Raw genomic sequence first — 18540 nt, 5'->3', positions numbered from 1 at the left:
TCTTTGGGCGTCATAAAACGCCCAAATTTTAAGCACCTGTAAAAATTTGTCCAGCATAAACTATATAATATCTTAGCAAAATTACTCCTGTGATTACAATAAGAGTGTTAAAAATAATCACAGCTGGTTTATACGCGTGTCCTTTTAGTGCAGTAAAATCAATAATGATAGGCAGTATAAGCCCTACTCCAATAACCCCAAACCAGAAAATTTGAGATAGATAGCTACTGCTTAACACACTCTTTGCTACTGCAACACTCGCTTCATTTCCACCAAACATAAGAGCAAACAAGACACCCAAAAGAACCAACTCACACACTATCGTAATAAGATCAAATTTAAGCAAGCTTGCAACTATATGTCTATCAACATCTTTTTTAAACAAAAGCATACCGCCAAGCACACTAGCAGCTATACCTGAGCTAAATCCTGAAACTAAAAATAGTATCGGTAGTATCGGTGTATCCCAAAGTGGCAGTTTATGCACCGCACTTAGTAAAAATCCTGTATAAACACCAACGCCAATCGCTAGGATAAATAGTAAAATTTCTATAAATTTAAGCAATAGTGGGCGTAACATCAAATTTGATAAGCCGTTTAAAAGACCTATATTCATTGACTTTATCTGTGGAGCAAATGCAACGAGCAAATAAGCAAACGCAAATGGCGTATAAACAAGCAACAAAGCAACACCTATTGACATTACAGAGGTGAAGTTATACTTTAAAAGTATCCAATAAAAGTTAAGTGGCTTACCAAGATCAAACACTAAAAGTGAAAGTCCGATACATATCGTTATGGGTGCGATGATAGTTGCTGCCTTAAAACAAGCATCAAATTTAGATTCAGCACTAACAGCATTTGGATCAATAAGCTTCCATCTAAGCTTAATCGCCACCATCATAGCACCCGCTGAAAGCCCTGCTAAAAATAGATAAATCGCTATCGGCCACGGCCAGTAAATCTCGGTGTATTGAGCCATACTTCCCCACATATTATTCATTGTGTCCTCCTTTGCGGTTTGCTATCATAGCTAGTTGCGGATGAGTATTTAGCTCCGCCTTTGGTAGATAGTATTTTTTCTCTTTTAAAATTTTAGAAACTTCTGAGGTTTCATCGTTTAAATCACCAAAAATGAGTGCGTCAGTCGGACACACCGTTACACACGCTGGCTGCTCGCCTTTTGCTAAACGCGTCTCGTAGCAGAAAGTACATTTGCCTATCTCGCCAGTATCAGGCTCAACAAACCTAGCGTCATAAGGACAGGCTAAGATACAGTATTTACAGCTTACACAAGTGCGATGATCTAATAATGTGATGCCCTCTTTGGTTTTAAAGCTTGCTCCGGTAGGGCAGACATCTACGCATGGACTATCTTCACACATAACACAGCTTTGGCGTATAAAATCCATCTTTAAATTTGGAAACTCTCCGCTTACTTTTGAATGCACTTGCAGACGATAAACACCCATAGGAACGCCATTTTCGCTTCTACATGCTACCGAACAGCCCTGACAGCCAATACATAAATTTTCATCGTGTATCATCATATATTTTTTTACATTATTACTCATTTTAACCCCCTTATGCCTTAACTATATCCACGCCAACATTTGTAACCATAGTCGCTGCAACTGGTCCTTCGGCTGGATTTAAAAGGACACTAGAATTTACACCTAAACCATTTGCACGAGTAGCTCCTGGTGTGATATGCCCAAATCCATGATAGACAAACAGCGTATCCTCACGGATGCCTTGTGTTAGCATTATTTTACCTTTTTGCTTACCAAATTTATTTTGCAGATAAACCAAGTCGCCATCTTTTAAGCTCTTACGCTCGGCAGTTTTTGGATGTATCCAAATAGGCGATTCGCTCATCATATCGTGTAAAAATGGTACATTTTGAGTATGTCCGTTTGTGTGTATCGGCGTTTTACCGCTCATCAAGCAAAGCTCGTGTCCATCATAAACATCTATATCTTTAAAATTTAGTCCACCATATCCAGGAAACTGAGCCTCTACATCTTCTTTAAACAGCTCAATCTTGCCACTTTTTGTCTTTAATCTCGCCATATCGTCCATAAGTCCATTCTCGCCAACAAACTGCATAGCATTAGGATACTTCTCTACAAATTTAGCAACTGAGCCCTTTTCGCGGTATAAGATACCAGGCACTTTCCACGTGATATAGCCGTTCTTTTCAAGAGCAGTTAAAAGTTCAACATTTCCTTTAACCTGTTGCATACGCCACTCACGCATATCGTTGTATTTATAAAGTTCATCGATTTTCATTTTACGAGCAAGCTCTCTAAATATACTTAGTCCGTCTTTCGTATCACCGATCGGTTCTACGATCTTATTGCGTATCATATAGGCTGGTTTTTGACCTGATTTATCTTCAATACCCTCATCACGTTCTAAATACGTACTCTCAGGCAACACAACATCAGCAAATGTTGCCATATCATTTAGATATATATCGCTCACTACGATAAAATCAAGCTTTTTAAGAGCTTCTATGCTCTTTTGTGTCCCAGCAACGTTTATGAGATGGTTAAATCGAATATTAAACCAGCCTTTTATAGGGTAAGGCTTTTCATTTAAAATAGCATCTGCTATATCCATCAAAACACCGTGTTTGTTACTGACAAATTTATGCTTTCCATCTTCACCAGCAAAGTCAAGGCGTTGCACTTTTGGTAATTTAAATTCTTTATCAGGGTTACTAAGCTCTGGGAAATCACTCGTGCCAGTTAGTTTATTAAATGTCTTAGCATTTTTACCACCAAACAAACCACCCTTAACTTCCCAGTTACCCATCATCGCATTTGCGACCATTATTGCTTTAGTCCGCATATATTCGGCTTTTGTAGTAGTTGTCTTATGCCCAAAGTCGATGATGACCCTTGGTGCAGCAGCCCAAATTTCAGCTGCTATGCGTTCAACTGTCGCTGCAGGTATACCGGTGATGCTCTCTTGCCATTGTGGGGTTGTATCTTTGGTATCTTCGATGATCTTATCAAAGCCAATAGTAAATTTTTCTATGAATTCTTTATTGTAAGTACCATTTTTGATCCAAGTGTTTATAAGTGCCATAACAAAGGCTATATCTGTGCCAGGCTTTACTGGTAGCCATTCATCAGCCTTGGCCGCGACGACACTAAAGCGTGGCTCAAGCACGAGCAATTTTGTATCTTTTTTATCAGCAAATTTAGCCAACTTTTTCGCGTCTGAAATGACGATACCTTCAAAAAGGTTATGTCCAAAATTTACAATATATTTTGCGTTTGAGAAGTCTCGTTTTAACTTTGCGATACCATACATATGTTCGCAGACCATTTGGTATGTGATCGGACAGCAAGAGAAGTGTGAAAAGCAATTTGGTGATCCATAAGCACTAGCAAAGCTTACCATAAGCTTGTGTGTTTGGCTTGATTTAGCAGTAAAAACAAAGCTTTGTGCCCCATATTTTTGTTTTATTTCACTCATCTTTGTAGCGACTAAATTTAATGCTTCGTCCCAACTCGCCTCTCTCCACTTGCCCTCTCCACGCTCACCAACTCTAATAAGTGGTTTTACGATACGCTCTGGATCATAAAGCTGGTTGTGTCCTGCTCCGCCACGCGCACATACTGATGTTGAACCAGCATTATGATTGCCTTGTATAAAGACATTTTTGCCATCTATAACGCGTGCTTCGATCGGACAACGAGTAGAGCACATCTCACAAAAACTACATGTAAAATTTTCACTTCCCTGTAAAGCCCTAGCACCAACAGCACCAAGACTTCCAGGCGTAAGACAGGTTGCCAATGCACCAGCACCAGCACCGACTTTAAGAAATCTTCTTCTAGATTTATTCATCTTATCCCTCCTTAAATCTAAAAAATTAATTTTATTTTACAGTATTTACGTAAAAATAAGGTAAAAACTTAATTATAAAATTTAAACTTATAAATTTATAAATTGTTTGATAAAAAATTTTAATACAGATCAAATTTTAGTTAAAATATGGGGTTAAAATTTGAATTTTAATATATAAATTTATTAAAAAATGTTTAAAATTATTATCAAAATTAGACTAATTATCCATGTAAATAGCCAAAAATTACTCTTTTTACTTAATGCATAAAATATCTTTTTGTTATATTTATATCACTTTATATTAAAGTGCTAACTCTGTAAATTTATTTAATAGCTCTTGAGTTTGTTTATTATTTTTATTTTTAGATTTGAAATTTAATGCATTAGTTTCATTGCTATCTTAACTTTCTACTATAGAAACTTTAAATCATGATAGGCCATTTGAGCTAAAGTACCTACCTTATCTATTGCTTTACATTGCTAGCCGGTTAGATCTATGACATTTATCAGCTATTTTACTTTATAAATCTCATATGCTCTATCATAAGCAATATTTTAATACCGAATTTATACTATCTATCTTAACGAGTAGCAACCTCAAGCTGAGTTAGTTTGCCGTTAAAGGACTTATTGTTGCTAATAGTTTGGCTTAAAATTTCATACAAGCTTGCAACATTATCGCATTATCGCTTACTTTACTTTGCAAGTAGTCATTTAGCATACACAAATCAATCGACTCAAAGCAAACAAGATCTTGATTTTAGAAGCTACTTTGACTAAACTTTAAATTTACATACTTATACCCCATTTTATGCTATTTTATCACTATCGGCATTTAAAATTTCATCCACATACGATATCCTTATATAAGCTATCTATAAATGCAGTAACTACTAAGTCAAATATTATCATTATCTAATGTAATAAAAATTATTTTAAGCAGATTAAAAAATATTAGTATTTAAATTTATTTGGTTATTTTCACTGATAAAACTTACCATATTAGTTTTGTTATCAAATTTATTAAATTCTTTTGTAATTAAGTAAAGTCATTCTTGTATCTTAAACTATTATCATTGCTTTTATATTTATCTTTGGAAGATAAGTAGCAATGACTATCATAACTACACTTTTTTACATTCTATTATTTCACCAATAACAAACAAAAAGCTAAAAACAACTAAAGTTAATACGAACTTTTTCATTGCAATCTCCTTAATAGTAGGATATTTTAGCTTTTAAATATCAAATCGGTAAATTTTAAATAATATTAAAAATTTAAATACCGAGAGAAAGCTCTCTCGGTTAAATTTATTATAGCAAAACTGGAGCTATTAAAAATCCCAAGATAACAGACAAAGTGACCATTATTGTACCAGGGATAAAGAATGAGTGGTTAAATACAAATTTACCAACTCTTGTTGTACCGGTATCATCCATCGCTATAGCACCCAAAGTTGTAGGGTATGTAGGAAGGACAAACAAACCTGACACAGCAGCAAAAGATGCTACAAGTATCCAGATATTTTGCGAGTTTTCTGGACTTGTCATACCAAGTGCAGCAGCTATAGCTGGCATCATAACTCTTGTGGTTGCAGCTTGTGAATACAATAAACAACTTAGGAAATATAACGCGATAGCAAGAACAAATGGATACTCTATAACAACCGCTTTAGCTATGTCTTTAATAGAATCAAGGTGTCCATTAACAAATGTTGTACCAAGCCAAGCAATACCGATAACACATATGCAAGCGTTCATACCACTTTGGAAAGTGCTAGTTGAGAGCAACTTACCAGTGTCGATCTTGCATAAAACTGCTATCAAAAAGCCGATAGTTAGCATAAAACTAATGATTGCGTTATCTCTTGTTAAGATTGGATTTTCTATTAGTCCGATATTTTTTGATATAACAAGTGCGTAAGCAACGATGATTAAAACGCCAATGCCAAATATCATAACTGAGCGTTTTGCGTATGGTTTTGGCTCTGCATACTCCTCGGCTTTAATCTCGGCGACCAGACCTCTTGCTAATCTATCTTGGTATGTAGGATCTTTTGAAAGGTCAAGGTCATAAAATTTATTTACAAAAAGAGCAGTAACTATCATCGCTACAAATGTTGTAGATATGCATATAAAAAGCAATGTCGGATAAGCAACACCAAGAGGCTCACATACGCCAGTCATAGCAACAAATGCTGCTGAAATAGGGCTTGCTGTAATGGCAACTTGAGAAGATACAACAGAAAGTGCTAACGGTGCCGATGGTTTTATGTTTTGACCCTTTGCTACCTCTGTGATAACTGGTAACATAGAAAACGCAGTATGCCCAGTACCTGCAAATATAGTAAGCAGGTATGTAACAACCGGTGCTAGTATATTTATCTGTTTTGGATTTTTACGTAAAATTTTAGATGCTACTTGAACCAAATAATCAAGTCCCCCTGCCACTTGCATAGCCGTAATAGCAGATATAACAGAAGCAATGATAAGGATAACATCCATAGGGATACCCTTCATCTCTACTTTCATACCAAGCATCGCTAAAACAATGACACCCAGACCACCTGCGTAACCAACGCCCATACCACCTAGTCTAACACCTAGGTATATGCCCCCAAATAGGACTATAATCTGTAAAATCAGCATTATATCCATATCTTACTCCTTTTAAAAAATTAATTTCAGATTTTAGATTTCAGATGGCAATTAAATCAATCTTAACACCATCTGAAGCCAGAATTTTATTGCACTTAATATAAAATTTTAAATTAAATTATTAAATTTATAATTAATTTTTATTTACCTATGCTATCTTTATCCATACTAGGATTTAACATATTCTTAGGCTCTAAAATTTTATCTATCTGCTCTTTACTTAGGTATCCACGCTCTAAACATATATCGCCAACTGCTTTACCAGTTTGCAAGGCTTCTTTAGCTATACTTGCTGATTTTTCATAGCCTATATGTGGGTTAAATGCTGTTACTATGCCAACTGAACCAAGAACTGCTTTTAGGCAAGCTTCAGGATTTGCAGTGAGTTTTCTGATAGCTTTTTCAGCTAGTGTTTTCATCGCATTTTCAAGTATGCTTATAGAGTTAAATAGTGCGTAGGCGATACCTGGTTCAAATGCATTTAGCTCAAACTCGCCACGCTCTGAACAAAGCATAATAGTTACATCATTGCCGATAACTTCATAGCAAGCCTCACCAACAACTTCAGCTATGACCGGATTTACCTTGCCTGGCATTATAGAGCTACCCGGTTGCATTTGTGGTAAATTTATCTCACCAAGTCCGCATCTTGGACCCGAGTTCATAAGGCGTAAGTCATTTGCTATTTTACTTAGTCTAACAGCAGCGGTTTTTAACGCACCACTTACATGCACAAAATCCGCAGTATCTTGAGTGGCTGCTATAAAATCTTCGGCTGGTTTGTAATTTACACCAGTTATCTCACTTAGCTTTTTTTCAACTACAAATTTATAATCAGGATGGCAGTTTATGCCAGTTCCGATAGCTGTTGCACCCATATTTAGGTATGTCATAGTCTCTCTTGCTGCTGTAATCTTTTCGATGTCACTTTTTATATAACTTGCAAATGCGTTAAAAGTATTTCCAAGTGTTGTAGGAACAGCATCTTCAAGCTCTGTTCTACCCATTTTTATAATATCTTTAAATTCTTTCGCTTTTATCTCAAGCTCAGTCTTTAAAAGCTCCATCGCTTTAAGCAGATCTGTAAGTTTTGCATATGCCGCTACTTTAATGGAGCTAGGATAGCTATCATTCGTGCTTTGCCCAAGGTTTGTATGGTCGTTTGGATGAAGATATTGATATTCGCCCTTTGCGTGTCCTAAAATCTCAAGTGCAACGTTTGATATAACCTCATTCGCATTCATATTTGTAGATGTTCCTGCACCACCTTGTATCATATCAACTACAAATTGATCTAAAAATTCACCTGCTATTATGCGGTCGCAAGCCTTAGCGATAGCATCAGCTTTTGTGCTATCTAAAACGCCGACTTCTTTATTTGCAAGTGCTGCAGCTTTTTTTATCTGAGCAAATGCTTTTACAAAATATGGATAATCTTTAAGCGTTCTTCCACTCATATGAAAATTTTCGAGTGCTCTAAATGTTTGCACACCATAGTACACATCATTAGAAATTTCAAGCTCTCCAATGAAGTCGTGTTCTTTTCTAGTACTCATAATATTTTTTCTCCTTTAAAAGAATTGTTATTAAAACTATACAACTTTTAAAAATATAAACAATTAAAATTTAAATTAAAATTTAATATTTATATTAAATGACGATATTTACGATATTGTTACAAATAATTAATCCTATATTTTAAGCTTATTTTTATATTTAATCCATAAAAATATCAATATAAATAAAAATATAACTTTTTTATCACTAAAATATAACTAAAATAATATGATTTTTGAGTATTTTTTAAGCTTAAAAGATAAAATATCTATTTTAATTAAATAACAACTTTGTTTTTAAATTTAAATTTTTATGAGTATTTTTGTATTTCTTGGTTTCTTTTTAAATAAATTCTGATTAATAGGCAAAATATAGCTACAATCTACATAAATTTTAGTAACTTACTTTGACAGTACTTAATAACTAAAATATGGACTATACTGAGATGTTGCTGTGTTTTAAAAAGCATTTATTCTTGACTTTATGACTTATGGCTTAATTGCTTTTTGCACTATGGTTGCTTGCATATTTTGATATAATGTCCACAATTTTTCATGATAGTTATACGACAATGACTTCGTCAAATTTATCTAAGATAATATAATCTCTATCTGAATTACTTACTCAACCTATCGCTGGTACTATTGTAGTACTAACTCCTAGCAAAATTAACTGCAACCACTGATGAAAGTATATGTTTTATAAGTTTGTTTTGTTTAAAAAATGTATTTTAAAAATTTTAATTTAAAGAGTTTGGGAGCAAGATGGAGAGATATCCAGCTCCCATAATAAAAGTTATTAATTAGCTTTAAATTTAGTTACTATCCAACTTGCCGCCATAGCAAGAAGAATGATAAAGGCTAATCCAAATCCTAACAAGCAACAGTCTGCCATGGAGCCAAATTTCATCGATGGGATAAGATACCAGCCATCGCTGTAAAGCTCGACTAAGTATTGTTGTAGTGAGCTAAGCACTACACCATCTGGAACTATCGGGCTGTCAAAACCACAGTCACCTGTCGGTAAAAACCAATCAGGAAACCACTTCTCAAGTGGGATGCCAAATGGATAGTGAGGCTCAGTAGAACAACCTTGAACACCAAATGGATCATCGCTATGAACTGCTGCATGGATCGCTGCTAGTTTAACGCAATACATTATACCTTGTATCGCACCCCAAAATGCCAAAACATATCCGATGAGCTTAAGTGCGACATTTTTAGGATTAATTGCCGCTATAATACCACCAAAAAACATACAAAAAAACGCAAATCTAATATATACACACTGTTCGCATGGAGCCATATAGACATAGTGTTGAAAAATACTATGTGCGACTATTACGAGCAATAAAGACGCCGCACTCATCAAGAGCCACGGAAATCTTGTATCCTGCCAAGCTGCTATTTTCTCTATAAATTTCACAGCTAACCCTTATTTTTTAGCCAGTTCTTTTACAAGATCGACCATGCCATCTATAGATGAGATACTCTTTGTGTAGATTAAGTATTTACCATTTACTACAAATGCCGGAACACCTTGAATTTTAGCTACATCATAGCTTTCATCCCATAGTTTTAATATATCTTGAACCTTTTGATCCTTTACACCAGCTTCAAAGTCAGCTTTGCTTACACCAGTAGCGTCAAGACCAGTTTTTAAGAATGCGTATGGATCTTTACCATCGCTCCATCTCTCTTTTTGGTCATGATATGCTTTATAATAGGCCATTTTTGCTTTTTTAAGTAAAGATTTATCACTAAAAAGATCAACGCCAGCATCTGTATCTTTTACATATAAATAGGCGAAAAATTGACTTCCTAACTCACCATATTTACCCTTAGTTTTGAGGTGATATGGTATAAATTTAACAGTATCTTTTGTCTTTTCTACAACTTTTGGAGTTACACTCTTTTCATATTTGTAGCAAAATGGGCAGTCATAGCTGAATATTTTTATAAGTGTATTTTCAGCATTTGTTAAAGGTTTTTCAAGCTTTACATAGTCTGTCCCCTCTGTAAAAGCACTTGCATTTAATGCACCAAACAATGCAACTGCACCTAATAGTTTGATTGCTTTTGAAAATAAAGCAAAATTTTTCATAATATGCTCCTTAAAATTTGATCTAGTGCAATTATAAAAGATGATTATCTCATAAAACTAACACAGAAATTAAATCTAGCTGAAATTTTAAAAAATATGAATAAATATAAAAATTTATAGTTATAAAGATATTAAAAAAACAGTTCAAGTACTAAATTTAATAGTTTAATTTATATTTGGCTTCACATCTTTGCCATACGCACCATTGTAATAAATAAAAAATTTAAACTCCATTATAAGTTCTTTTACCTTGTTCTGCCGACATTTGCGATATAGATTTATCGCCAAAATTTGTCATAAGATAAATCTATTGCTCTAAATTTAAAGTCAAAACTTAGACATATGACAACAATTTTAAGGATCGATGTTTATAGTTATTATGGTATTTTAATATCATAACTAACCGCCTACATAAGGCTTAATATCAAATTCCCACTGTTTGGCTCAGTATAAGTAGCCTCTATAATACTGATGTTATACTCTCGTCAGCTCCGTTTTATATTATCCTTGGCAATGACTAAAAGCTCATCTCATAAAGTAGTGCCGACTTTTATCATATCAGTCATGAATGTCATTTGAGAATATGATGTTTTCTATATTGATTAAAATGTCTAATGTTTGGCACACTTTTGACACAAAATCATAAAGAGATAGTGAAATATGTGGAATTATTAAAAAATAAGATTTTAAAATTTCTAAGTAGTTTTGCTTTCTGCGATGCTTTTTATATTCGCAGAAAGCTATAAATTTTATCTTTTGCTTAGTGTTATTTTACACTTACCATCTTACGACGCATATATGCTATGCGACTTTGAAGCGGTAGGTGTTTAGGACAGTTATCCTCACAGCCAAGAAGACTCATGCAACCAAACACTCCATCATCATCACCGATAAGTTCATAAAAATCCTCATCTGTGCGTTTATCAAGTGCATCTATTTTAAAGCGTGCTACGCGATTAAGCCCTACTGCACCGATAAAATCAGGTCGCATTATAGCTGTTCCACATGCAGCTACGCAGATACCGCACTCTATACAACGATCAAGCTCGAAAACCTCTTGTGCCACTTCTGGCTCGACTTTTTCTTCTAGCTTTGCAATCTCAGGCTCATGATCTGTATGTATCCAGCTCTCGACTCTCTTACTCATTGCATTCATCCAGTTGCCAGTATCGACACTAAGATCTTTTAGTAGTTTAAATACTGGAAGTGGCATAAGCTCTATCACTCCACTTGGGAAGTCCTTGGTTAGTGTGCGACACGCAAGACTTGGTTTGCCATTTACTAGCATTCCACAGCTACCACAGATTCCCGCACGGCACACAAAGTCAAAACTAAGGTCTGGATCAAATTTCTCACGAATTTGATTTAGTGCGATAAATAGTGTCATTCCAGACGTCTCTTCAAGCTCATATGTAACAAAATGTGGTTTTGAAATTTTGCTTAATGGATTGTATTTAAACGCTCTAATTGTTATTTTTCTACTCATATCCTATACCTGCCCTTTCATTTGGTGCTTTGTATTTTGGTTGAAGCTCGTAGTGCATTAGAGCTTCTTGAATTTCATATCTACTTTTGCCCTCAGCTTCCATTTTTGCACGTATCTCATCAACTTGTGCTTGACGGATGGCACTATTTGGGTGTTCTATGATATTGCCCTTAGCACCGTATCCACGAAATGCTGGTGGAATTTCCATCTTCATTATATCAAGTGGCTCATATGTTATAGTTGGCATCGTATCGCCATCTTTCCAGCTTGCTAGTGTTCTATTTAGCCAGTTTAAATCATCACGTTTTACGTAGTCTTCGCGGTAGTGTGCCCCACGACTTTCAGTCCTATCTAATGCACCTTTTGCAATACAAAGTGCTAATTTTAGCATTTTTGGCACACGGTAAGCCTCTTCAAGCTCTGGGTTACCAAATAGCGTTTTATTTGTTACTTTGACATCAAGTGAGTGGATATAAAGCTCTTCAAGCTCTTTAACTGCCTTTTCCAAACCTTCGCCAGTTCTAAATATCGCAACGTGTTCCCACATCACATCTTTCATCTTATTTTTGATATCAAATACATTAAATTTACCTTCTTTATCAAGTAGGCTTTGCAAGTAATCTTGCTCTTTATTTACAAATTTAGCTATATTATCAGTCTTTATCTCTATCTCATGAGAGGCACAGAAATCCGCAAAATAATCACCCACTATCATACCAGCAACAACTGTCTCTGATACAGAGTTGCCACCTAGTCGATTAAAGCCGTGCATATCCCAGCATGCAGCCTCGCCAGCACTAAATAACCCTGCAAGTGTTGGACTCTCTCCAGTCGGTTTTGTCTTTATACCGCCCATTGAGTAGTGTTGCATAGGCAGGATCGGTGCCCAGCCCTTCGGACCCTCGTCTGCTGGATCGATACCATTAAAAATTTGACAAATTTCTTGTACATCACGTAAATTTTTCTCTATATGCTCACGTCCAAGTATGCTTATATCAAGCCAGACATGCTCACCATATGGGCTTTTTACACCTTTACCTTTTCTGATATGCTCCATTATACGGCGACTAACAACATCGCGACTAGCAAGTTCTTTTTTCTCTGGCTCGTAATCAGGCATAAAGCGATATCCATCAACATCTCTTAAAATTCCACCATCACCACGACATCCCTCAGTTAGCAAAATACCGCTTGGCACGATAGGTGTTGGGTGAAACTGCACTGCTTCCATATTGCCAAGCTGGGCCACACCAGTCTCAAGTGCGATAGCTGCTCCGATACCCTCACACACGACAGCATTTGTGGTGTGTTTATAGACACGTCCATATCCACCAGTTGCTATCAGGGTGCCTTTTGAAACATACGCAGTTAACTCACCAGTTACTAGATCACGCACGATCGCACCATAACAGCGGTTATTTTCGTGTATTAAGGCAATTGCTTCTTTTCTATCGTGTATATCAACGTTGTGTTTTAACGCCTCGTTTGCTACAGCAAAAAGCATAGTATGTCCCGTTGCGTCAGCCGTGTAACAGGTTCTCCACTTTTTTGTACCACCAAAGTCTCGTGAATGGATTAGCCCATGAACTTCTTCTTTTTCTACAATTGTCGTCTTTTGTGCATTAATAATCGCACTTCTTTCACCCTTTGTTATCCTAGTCCACGGCACACCCCAAGCAGCAAGCTCACGTATAGCTTTTGGTGCAGTTTGACAAAACATTCTAGCTACTTGCTGGTCGCAACCCCAGTCGCTACCCTTTACGGTATCAGCAAAATGCACATCTTCATTGTCGCCCTCACTCATCTTTGAGTTACCAAGGCTTGCTTGCATACCGCCTTGTGCGGCAGCTGAGTGAGAACGTTTAACCGGTATAAGGCTTAAAACTATCGTGCTTAACCCCTTTTCGCCTGCTGCAACAGCAGCTCTAAGTCCTGCTAGACCCCCACCTATAACTAATGCATCACAATATTTTATATTCATATTTTTAGCTCCTATTATCTAATGACTAAGACCGATCCACACGAAATCAGCGATTAATGCGATTAATGCGAGTGTTCCAAAAATAGCAAATATAACAAGCCTAGCCTTGTTTCTCTTTGCCAACATTTCAGTCTTATTTATACCATCTATGCTTATCCATTTTACATACAAACGATACATTCCAACACCAGCATGAATTACCATAAATACAAGCAATGCAAAATAAAATATCTCAAGTGTTTGAAAATTTGCAGCCGAGTTATCAGCAGTAATATGTCCACCAAATACTATATCAACCAAGTGTGCACTAGCTGCAAAAAATAGTGCAAAACCAGTCAAAAACTGAAACCACCAAAGTGTTGTATCAGCGTGTTTCATACGATCTTTGTGCCCTTTAAACATCTTATATTGTCTATAATTTGCCGGGAATTTTCTCATAGCTAAAAATGCATGAGTTATAAAAATGACAAATATAACTGCTGCGATAACGTTTGTTATCCACCAAGTCGATTCACCAAATAAAAATTTAGCTTCTGCGAAACCAACAACGGCGTTAAATACTTCTTTGCCAAGCAAGATCGTAGAAGTAAAAACCATATGGCATAGGATAAAACAGGCTAAGATGAAACCCGTTATACTTTGCCATCTATCCCAAGCAGCAGGTATTCTACTCTTTTTGGTGTCAACCTGCCTACCTAAAAAACCCTCTATAAGCTCACTCATGAGCCCTCCTCTTAAGAAATATTTTAAATGAAATTTAAAAAAAAATATTAAATTTCATATGATTTTACATAATGATACTCTAATCTAACTTTAACAACAATTAAATACAGATATTTTTCCTTTTAAGTATAGCGTAAGCCATAAGACCAGCACTAAACATAATAATAGATAAAATTTGTCCCATTGAAAGCCCTAAAAATATAAATCCAAGTCCACTATCAGGCTCTCTGTAAAATTCACATATAAACCTTGCTAAAGTATAAAGCATAGCATAAAGTGCGATTAGTTCGCCGTCAAATTTTTTAAATTTACGATATATAAAAAGAATAATAAATACCACCACTCCCTCTAGTAATGCTTCGTAAAGCTGCGACGGATGACGCAAAATACCAAGCACATAAATGCCCCAGCTAACGTCCGTGGCTCGCCCTACTAGCTCTTGATTTAAAAAATTTCCAATCCGCCCAAAGATATAGCCAAAAGGAATACACAAAGCACAAAGGTCTAGTAAAGTCCATAAATTTTGTTTAAATTTTTTACAAAACATCACCGTTGCAAGCAAAAAACCAACTACTGCTCCGTGATAGCTCATACCACGGATCCCAACAAACTCGCCGTTGTGAAATGGATTAAAAATTTGCCATGGATGAGTTATGAAATAAAACGCATCGCCTGAGTAGATAAAGCACCAGCCAAGCCTAGCACCAAATATCACACCTATCTCCACCCAAAAAAAGTAGTTATCTAGTATCGGATCTTTTATGTTTATGCCATCTTTTTTAACAAAGTATTTAGCCGCCATAAGTGCAGTAACTAAAGCTAAAACATACATAAGCCCATACCAATGCACGTTAAATCCAAATATACTAAACGCCACAGGATCAAAGTTGTTATATATATTATTCCAAGTTTGCATTATATTTCTTTGTATTAAATTTAAAGAATTTTATAAAATTTTTGCTTAAAATATTGATTTAGCGATAAGCGGAAGGGCTAAGAATTTAAACCCTTGCATATCATAAACATGAGCAAATTCATAAAATTTATAAAACTCATCTTGCTTTAGATTTACATTCCACGTAGCACCATTAGTGACAAACTCACGCTCATACTCTATACCGTCTTTAAAATAATATTCAAATCTAGCCATAAGCGAAAATGGCGTAAAAAACTTTGTTTCGCTTTTTTGCTCAAATTCTATTAATCTCGCTTCATCTATGGCTAAATTTACAGCTGTGCCATAGGCTCTGACAAGTCCGCCTGTGCCTAGCTTTATCCCACCAAAATATCGCACGATAAACACACCTGTATTTATTAAATTTGCTCCACGCAAGGCATTTAAACTAGGAGCTCCGCTAGTGCCTTTTGGCTCTCCGTCATCGTTTTGATTCTCTACGATTTGATTGTATTTATTAAGCTCTCTGTAAGCCCATACGATATGCACCGCCTTTTGATGCTCGTTTTTTAGCCACTCGTGAGTACTTTTAAATTCACTCATTGGACATAAAAATGACAAGAAATTTGATTTTTTTATCTCAATTTGGGCTTTATAAATTTTATCTATCGTCTGCATTTTAATTTATAAGGTAGGGCGGAAGTCCGCCCAAGACTTATTTGCGAGTTTTAGCATCTGGTGTAAATAGTTGCTTATTAAGTAGTTTAAAATCAGCTACAAACTTTTGACCCTCTTCGCCCGTGATCCACTCTATAAATTTATTAGCATTCTCAATGTCTGCTTTTTTGCAGTGTTTAGGGCTAACTGCAATGACTGAGTAGAAATTTTTAAGGTCATTATCGCCTTCGTTTATAATGACTAGATTTGGATCGCCTTTTTCGTTTGCCTCATACTTTATATATGTGCCACGATCTGTAAATGTAACACCTTTTTGCTCCTCAGCAGCTTTTATAGTAGCAAGCATTCCTTGTCCTGTTTGGCGATACCAAGCGTCATGTTCTGGCACATCTCCGATGATCTTTTTCCAAATTCCTTTTTCTTTATTGTCCGTGCCTGACTTATCACCACGTGAGAAAAATGGAATTTTCTCTGCCTTTACCATATCAAATGAGCCTTTTATATCCTTACCTTTAAATTTATCAGCAATTGATTTATCAGCAATTAAGACAAAGTCATTATACATTACCGCTTTACGCTCAACGCCAAATCCCTTTTCGATAAACTCTTTTTCTACCTTTGGTGAATGCACAAAAAGTATATCCACATCGCAGTTTTCGCCCATTTTTAAAGCCGCACCAGTACCTACGGCAGTCCATTTTAGATCAACACCAGTTTTTGCTTTATACACTGGATATATCGCATCAAGTAGCCCTGTGTTATCAGTGCTTGTCGTTGTTGCCATATTTAAGTCGCTATCGGCTGCAAACATAGAAGTTGCAACTAAAATAGACGCTAAAACTATTTTATTCATTAATACTCCTTTAAAATTTGGTTTAATTATGCTATCATAGCATAATAAATTTAATAAAGGTTATTTTTGGATTATATTATTGATGGAATTTTTGCCGCTTTTCACCTTTTATTAAACGGCGATCCGCAAACATACTCAGCGATAAAAGCAACACTTTATACATCTAGTGTCTCTATAATTTTTGCTCTCGCATTTGGACTACCGCTTGGCTTTATACTTGGATTTTATAAATTTCCATGTGCTAAGGCACTTAGGCTTGTCAGTGATACGATGCTTGCAGTGCCTACCGTTGCTATAGGGCTTATTTTATACGCATTTATCACGCGTAACGGGCCTTTTGGCTCACTTGGGCTACTTTTTACGCTTAAAGCGATTATGATAGGGCAGTTTATACTAGCCTTACCGATTATAATCTCGCTAAGTGCAAGTGTAGTTGGAAATATGGAGAAAAAGCACTATTACACGATATTTGCATATCATTTACACCCATTAAAGCTACCATTTTGTGTGCTTTATGAATTGCGTTACTCGCTTATGGTAGTCGCAGCTACTGCGTATGGTCGTATAGTCGCTGAGGTAGGTGTGGCGATGCTAGTAGGTGGAAATATCAAGTGGTTTACCCGCACGATAACAACTGCCATATCGCTTGAGACAAATAAGGGCGAGTTTGATATGGGTATTGCCCTTGCCATAGTGCTTATAAGCATTGCATTTATAGTAAATTTATTTATCCACTCGCTAAAAAGGCTTGATAGATGATAGAAGTTTCAAATTTAAGCGTAAGATACGGCACTCATCAAATTTTAGATATAAAAAATTTACAAATTTCTACTAGTAAAATAACCGCTCTGCTTGGCTCAAACGGCTCTGGTAAAAGTACTCTAATACGCTGTTTAAGTCACTTAGAAAAGCCAACTTGTGGCGTTATAAAAATTTGGGGCAAGGAGCGTTTAAGGCTTAATGAGTTACGCGATATATCAGTGTTGCTACCTGAGCCAATGTTGCTAAAACGAAGTGTAAGAGCGAACTTTGAATTTGCTCTAAAAAGTCGTGGGAATTTAGACAAATTTAAAGCTTACGTAGGCGAGGCATTAGCTCTTGTGGGGCTTGATGAGAGTTTTTTAGTTAAAAAGCACTATGAGCTAAGCTCCGGACAAACTCAGCGTGTAGCATTTGCTCTTTTGCTCTGTCTGCGTTCTCGTCTAAATTTATTAGACGAGCCGACAAATGCCGTAGATATCGCTACTGCAAGGCTTTTTGCAAAAGCAATTGAATACGCAAAATCTCAGTATAAAAGTGGCTTTATAATCGCTAGTCATGACGAGAAGTGGCTAAGTGCGATTAGCGAGGAGAGTGTTTTTTTGCATCAGGGACGAGTGAGTGAGTTTGAGATAAAAAATATATTTAGTGCTGCTAATGGAACCGTGGAGTGTGGCGATGGTGTGAGATTTGTCTTGCCTAAGACACTTAAAGCTTCATCAAAAGTCGCTATAAATCAAAATCTTATAAATTTGAGCTTTACACATATTAACGGCTATTTCGGCGGTATTTTACACTCAGTTTCACTTATTTATACCGATAAAATTTTAATCAAAATCAAAGTCGGTTCGATACTGCTAAAATGTGTAAAAGAACGTAAAGAGTTTAGCCAAGATCGCCTAATTACAGGTGATAAAATTTATTTTAGTATACCAAATGAGGCATTTTTAAGCTTAGAGTAGTTAAAATTTGAAGACTAAATT

General features: G+C 35.9%; 15 protein-coding genes. 2 read left to right on the top strand and 13 right to left on the bottom strand.

Annotated elements, in window-relative coordinates; genetic code table 11:
- Positions 1 to 28: 28 nt before the first annotated feature.
- The 13 genes from nrfD to tupA form a co-directional block, all read right to left on the bottom strand.
- Positions 29 to 1003, bottom strand: coding sequence for an NrfD/PsrC family molybdoenzyme membrane anchor subunit (gene nrfD, locus KDE13_RS04930; RefSeq protein WP_212140893.1), 975 nt, complete (start codon positions 1001 to 1003; stop codon positions 29 to 31).
- On the bottom strand, positions 996 to 1574 hold the full coding sequence (locus KDE13_RS04925; RefSeq protein ID WP_212140892.1) for a 4Fe-4S dicluster domain-containing protein: 579 nt from the start codon (positions 1572 to 1574) through the stop codon (positions 996 to 998). Before KDE13_RS04925 ends, nrfD begins: the two co-directional genes overlap by 8 nt.
- Positions 1575 to 1584: 10 nt before the next feature.
- Positions 1585 to 3864, bottom strand: a complete 2280-nt coding sequence (gene phsA, locus KDE13_RS04920) for a thiosulfate reductase PhsA (protein ID WP_212143005.1) — start codon at positions 3862 to 3864, stop codon at positions 1585 to 1587.
- A 1314-nt stretch (positions 3865 to 5178) separates the two neighbouring features.
- Positions 5179 to 6522: an anaerobic C4-dicarboxylate transporter gene (locus KDE13_RS04915; protein ID WP_212140890.1), complete on the bottom strand. Its 1344-nt coding sequence runs from the start codon at positions 6520 to 6522 to the stop codon at positions 5179 to 5181.
- A gap of 140 nt (positions 6523 to 6662) precedes the next feature.
- The gene (locus KDE13_RS04910) at positions 6663 to 8078 is read right to left on the bottom strand and encodes an aspartate ammonia-lyase (protein WP_212140889.1); all 1416 of its coding nucleotides are present in this window, start codon (positions 8076 to 8078) and stop codon (positions 6663 to 6665) included.
- Positions 8079 to 8877: 799 nt separating this feature from the next.
- The gene (dsbI, locus tag KDE13_RS04905) at positions 8878 to 9504 is read right to left on the bottom strand and encodes a protein-disulfide oxidoreductase DsbI (RefSeq protein WP_212143004.1); all 627 of its coding nucleotides are present in this window, start codon (positions 9502 to 9504) and stop codon (positions 8878 to 8880) included.
- Positions 9505 to 9513: 9 nt separating this feature from the next.
- Positions 9514 to 10182, bottom strand: coding sequence for a thiol:disulfide interchange protein DsbA/DsbL (locus tag KDE13_RS04900; protein WP_212140887.1), 669 nt, complete (start codon positions 10180 to 10182; stop codon positions 9514 to 9516).
- A gap of 766 nt (positions 10183 to 10948) precedes the next feature.
- A complete protein-coding gene (locus tag KDE13_RS04895) occupies positions 10949 to 11668 on the bottom strand; it encodes a fumarate reductase iron-sulfur subunit (RefSeq protein WP_212140886.1) in 720 nt (239 codons plus the stop codon).
- Positions 11661 to 13649 carry a fumarate reductase flavoprotein subunit gene (locus KDE13_RS04890; protein ID WP_212140885.1) on the bottom strand — a complete coding sequence of 663 codons (1989 nt, stop codon included), beginning with the start codon at positions 13647 to 13649 and terminating at the stop codon, positions 11661 to 11663. The genes KDE13_RS04895 and KDE13_RS04890 overlap by 8 nt, the downstream gene beginning before the upstream one ends.
- An 18-nt stretch (positions 13650 to 13667) precedes the next feature.
- Entirely contained in the window at positions 13668 to 14372 is a 705-nt protein-coding gene (locus KDE13_RS04885) for a fumarate reductase cytochrome b subunit (RefSeq protein ID WP_212143003.1), read from the bottom strand.
- Between the two features lie 100 nt (positions 14373 to 14472).
- On the bottom strand, positions 14473 to 15288 hold the full coding sequence (lgt, locus tag KDE13_RS04880; protein ID WP_212143002.1) for a prolipoprotein diacylglyceryl transferase: 816 nt from the start codon (positions 15286 to 15288) through the stop codon (positions 14473 to 14475).
- Positions 15289 to 15333: 45 nt separating this feature from the next.
- Positions 15334 to 15945, bottom strand: a complete 612-nt coding sequence (locus KDE13_RS04875; RefSeq protein WP_212143001.1) for an IMPACT family protein — start codon at positions 15943 to 15945, stop codon at positions 15334 to 15336.
- Positions 15946 to 15982: 37 nt separating this feature from the next.
- On the bottom strand, positions 15983 to 16798 hold the full coding sequence (gene tupA, locus KDE13_RS04870) for a tungstate ABC transporter substrate-binding protein TupA (protein WP_212140881.1): 816 nt from the start codon (positions 16796 to 16798) through the stop codon (positions 15983 to 15985).
- 66 nt (positions 16799 to 16864) lie between these two features.
- Here tupA and tupB point away from each other — a divergent pair, with 66 nt between their 5' ends.
- Together tupB and tupC are read left to right on the top strand one after the other, a co-directional pair.
- Entirely contained in the window at positions 16865 to 17557 is a 693-nt protein-coding gene (tupB, locus tag KDE13_RS04865) for a tungstate ABC transporter permease TupB (RefSeq protein ID WP_212140880.1), read from the top strand.
- Positions 17554 to 18519: a tungstate ABC transporter ATP-binding protein TupC gene (tupC, locus tag KDE13_RS04860; RefSeq protein WP_212143000.1), complete on the top strand. Its 966-nt coding sequence runs from the start codon at positions 17554 to 17556 to the stop codon at positions 18517 to 18519. Before tupB ends, tupC begins: the two co-directional genes overlap by 4 nt.
- Positions 18520 to 18540 lie beyond the last annotated feature (21 nt).

It is taken from the genome of Campylobacter anatolicus, from assembly GCF_018145655.1.
In the GTDB taxonomy this organism is placed as follows: domain Bacteria; phylum Campylobacterota; class Campylobacteria; order Campylobacterales; family Campylobacteraceae; genus Campylobacter_A; species Campylobacter_A anatolicus.
The sequence above is the reverse complement of the archived record's forward strand: the minus strand, read 5'-3'. Positions and strand labels throughout refer to the sequence as shown.

What these genes read in the sequence shown, in the direction of transcription:
- nrfD (WP_212140893.1), bottom strand. Translation starts at nt 1,003, where the DNA reads ATGAATAATATGTGGGGAAGTATGGCTCAATACACCGAGATTTACTGG.
- KDE13_RS04925 (WP_212140892.1), bottom strand. Translation starts at nt 1,574, where the DNA reads ATGAGTAATAATGTAAAAAAATATATGATGATACACGATGAAAATTTA.
- phsA (WP_212143005.1), bottom strand. Translation starts at nt 3,864, where the DNA reads ATGAATAAATCTAGAAGAAGATTTCTTAAAGTCGGTGCTGGTGCTGGT.
- KDE13_RS04915 (WP_212140890.1), bottom strand. Translation starts at nt 6,522, where the DNA reads ATGGATATAATGCTGATTTTACAGATTATAGTCCTATTTGGGGGCATA.
- KDE13_RS04910 (WP_212140889.1), bottom strand. Translation starts at nt 8,078, where the DNA reads ATGAGTACTAGAAAAGAACACGACTTCATTGGAGAGCTTGAAATTTCT.
- KDE13_RS04900 (WP_212140887.1), bottom strand. Translation starts at nt 10,182, where the DNA reads ATGAAAAATTTTGCTTTATTTTCAAAAGCAATCAAACTATTAGGTGCA.
- KDE13_RS04895 (WP_212140886.1), bottom strand. Translation starts at nt 11,668, where the DNA reads ATGAGTAGAAAAATAACAATTAGAGCGTTTAAATACAATCCATTAAGC.
- KDE13_RS04890 (WP_212140885.1), bottom strand. Translation starts at nt 13,649, where the DNA reads ATGAATATAAAATATTGTGATGCATTAGTTATAGGTGGGGGTCTAGCA.
- KDE13_RS04885 (WP_212143003.1), bottom strand. Translation starts at nt 14,372, where the DNA reads ATGAGTGAGCTTATAGAGGGTTTTTTAGGTAGGCAGGTTGACACCAAA.
- lgt (WP_212143002.1), bottom strand. Translation starts at nt 15,288, where the DNA reads ATGCAAACTTGGAATAATATATATAACAACTTTGATCCTGTGGCGTTT.
- KDE13_RS04875 (WP_212143001.1), bottom strand. Translation starts at nt 15,945, where the DNA reads ATGCAGACGATAGATAAAATTTATAAAGCCCAAATTGAGATAAAAAAA.
- tupA (WP_212140881.1), bottom strand. Translation starts at nt 16,798, where the DNA reads ATGAATAAAATAGTTTTAGCGTCTATTTTAGTTGCAACTTCTATGTTT.
- tupC (WP_212143000.1), top strand. Translation starts at nt 17,554, where the DNA reads ATGATAGAAGTTTCAAATTTAAGCGTAAGATACGGCACTCATCAAATT.